The organism is Oleiphilus sp. HI0067 (assembly GCF_001635735.1).
Genome location: NZ_LWFI01001751.1, coordinates 1 through 2,347, shown reverse-complemented (window position 1 = coordinate 2,347; position 2,347 = coordinate 1). Strand labels below are relative to the sequence as shown.

Below are 2,347 nucleotides of genomic sequence, written 5' to 3'. Positions count from 1 at the left end.
AGGCTTCTGTTGCGAAGCAAGAGCAAATGCTCAAGCAGCTAGAAGTTAGATTAGGGAATAATCAGGCGATGGCGGATCAGATTGGCCTGATTAAGAAGCAAAGCGCCAATGTTGCGAGTGAGCTATCGTTGACGCGTGAGTCGCTAGAGCAAAGTGTTGCGGAGTTGGCGCGCAATATAAATTCTCAGCCAAATAACAGTAAGGCCGTGGCTGAAAATACGGAATCTATTGCTTCTATCAACGCAAGTCGACGACAGATCAATGAGAGAATTGTTGGGCTTGAACGCCAATTAAATGAGTTGAAACTAGCCGTGTTGGCAAGCAAATCGCCTAGTACTTCGCAAAATTAATTAGGGCTCATTGGTATACTTCAGGAATGAATTACTTTTACTTGCTATTTCGACTTTGTTTGAGCGCGACGCTTGTGGTCGCGATGCTCGGCGTTTCTAATGTTGCGTTCTCTGATACAACCGCACCTTATTCAAAGCCTTTTCACAAACAGGGTCGTGGTTGGTATCCATCGATTTATTGGTCGACTGGGCGGAATTTCGGTTCGTATTACTTTCCGAATGAAACAGGTCGACCATTTCAAGAATTAAAATCTACCGAATGGGATAGTGAAGTTAACGCACTGATCTACTTTTACCGCCCAAGTAGCCAATGGGCAGATGAAGAGATGGAAGCGCCGAGTTATTACTTGAACGACGAGCTCGTATTTAATCTTCGCTCCGGCAGTTGGACTGTCGTAGAGCTTCCTGCTGGAAGTTACGACTTCGCAGTAAGAAAGAGCTTTTTACCGATGCTTGGCTTCGAGGCTTTCGATGATAAGTTGATGATCGCTTTCGACATGAATTTGCAAGCCGATGTCGGCCTAGAGCTCAATCCTGGTCAAATTTTTTACGTACGACATTCTGAAGTATTCCTACCTCGTGAGTTGCACCCCGATTTAGCGCCGGATGACGAGATGGCATCGGCAGACGTTCAATTGGTTGGCCGTGATCTAGCCATGGAAGAAATGCCGCATACGCGTTATTTGGAACCATCTTTCTGGACGGCTTCTGATGCTGAACAGGCAGAGGAACTCTTGAATGGAACGATGCAAGACTATGGTTGGTTCTCAATTATTTGGCCGTGGTCAAATAACTTCTTATGGGGCTTTCCAATCTGGTATCTGCCAAGTGATATGTATAGAGAGCTGAAAGGGCAAGACACATTGACTCTTGAGCAAGAGCTTTATTTATATCATGAAGATGTCGATGCTTATTTAGCGGAAATAGATCGTCGAAGAACGCCGCAAGTGAATTGGCTTGCTCCGTGGCGCGAGCCTCGCAGAGATCTTTCATTGAATGATGAGTTAACGTTAGAGAGGCTTGAGCGCGCTGCGAAGTCTGGAAATATTGCGCCAGCACCTTATGCTCCGGAGTTCGCGACAGATTCAACGGATTACGAAGAGTTTTTTTGGTTTTGGCCATTTGGCCAAGAGTATCCACTTGTGAAGTCTCTTCCTGTTCCAGGTCGTTCTGAATCAAGCGAGCGTAAGGAAGAGAAAAATAGGATTTTGGCGACCTTAAATTAGTTGTTGATTAATTGTTGAACGACTTTTTTGCCTGTTTTGAGTACGGCTTAAAAACACATAAAGTTTCGATAAAAAATCTCTAAAAAGGTGTTGACAGTTAGGCCTAAATCCTTAGAATGCGCATCTCGATTTGAGCAGGGGTGGTTAGCTCAGCTGGGAGAGCATCGCCCTTACAAGGCGAGGGTCACAGGTTCGATCCCTGTACCACCCACCAAATTACTTAAATCGAAACAGCTTTAAGATGCGGACCGGTAGTTCAGTTGGTTAGAATACCGGCCTGTCACGCCGGGGGTCGCGGGTTCGAGTCCCGTCCGGTCCGCCACTTAAGCTGTCACCCTGATGGGTGGTTAGCTCAGCTGGGAGAGCATCGCCCTTACAAGGCGAGGGTCACAGGTTCGATCCCTGTACCACCCACCAAATCCTAAAGTCGACTCTTTAGGTCTTAGTTTTAAAGATGCGGACCGGTAGTTCAGTTGGTTAGAATACCGGCCTGTCACGCCGGGGGTCGCGGGTTCGAGTCCCGTCCGGTCCGCCACTTTAAATTCCTTATGTCAAAATTCCTTTTTCTTTATGTCTCTTCGGTAAGCGCCTGGACTTATGCCTGTCCAACGTTTGAACGCGCGCTGAAATGATGATGGTGAAGAAAATCCTAGAATAAACGTAATTTCAGTGAAGTTGAGCCCTGTATCTCTCACATAGCTCTGAGCCAAGGCGTTACGTGTATTATCTAATAGTGTTTGATAATGATGACCTTCCTGCGCTAGTTTTCTT

Annotated in this window: 3 protein-coding genes and 4 tRNA genes; 6 read left to right on the top strand and 1 reads right to left on the bottom strand. The window is 46.3% G+C overall.

Features of this window, described 5'->3' with window-relative positions; translation table 11 throughout:
• The 6 genes from A3739_RS27870 to A3739_RS27845 all read left to right on the top strand — a co-directional run.
• The coding region (locus tag A3739_RS27870) for a hypothetical protein (RefSeq protein ID WP_231877173.1) at positions 1–350 on the top strand (350 nt) is incomplete at its 5' end.
• Positions 351–409: 59 nt separating this feature from the next.
• Positions 410–1,576, top strand: a complete 1,167-nt coding sequence (locus A3739_RS27865) for a DUF2846 domain-containing protein (RefSeq protein WP_197472313.1) — start codon at positions 410–412, stop codon at positions 1,574–1,576.
• Between the two features lie 138 nt (positions 1,577–1,714).
• A tRNA-Val gene (locus A3739_RS27860) sits at positions 1,715–1,790 on the top strand.
• 31 nt (positions 1,791–1,821) lie between these two features.
• Positions 1,822–1,898, top strand: a tRNA-Asp gene (locus A3739_RS27855).
• Between the two features lie 19 nt (positions 1,899–1,917).
• Positions 1,918–1,993: transfer RNA gene (locus tag A3739_RS27850), tRNA-Val, on the top strand.
• Positions 1,994–2,034: 41 nt separating this feature from the next.
• A tRNA-Asp gene (locus tag A3739_RS27845) sits at positions 2,035–2,111 on the top strand.
• Between the two features lie 16 nt (positions 2,112–2,127).
• On the opposite strand, the gene A3739_RS27840 is transcribed toward A3739_RS27845, so the two are convergent.
• A partial coding sequence (locus A3739_RS27840) for a helix-turn-helix domain-containing protein (protein ID WP_156502915.1) occupies positions 2,128–2,347 on the bottom strand: 220 nt, incomplete at its 5' end.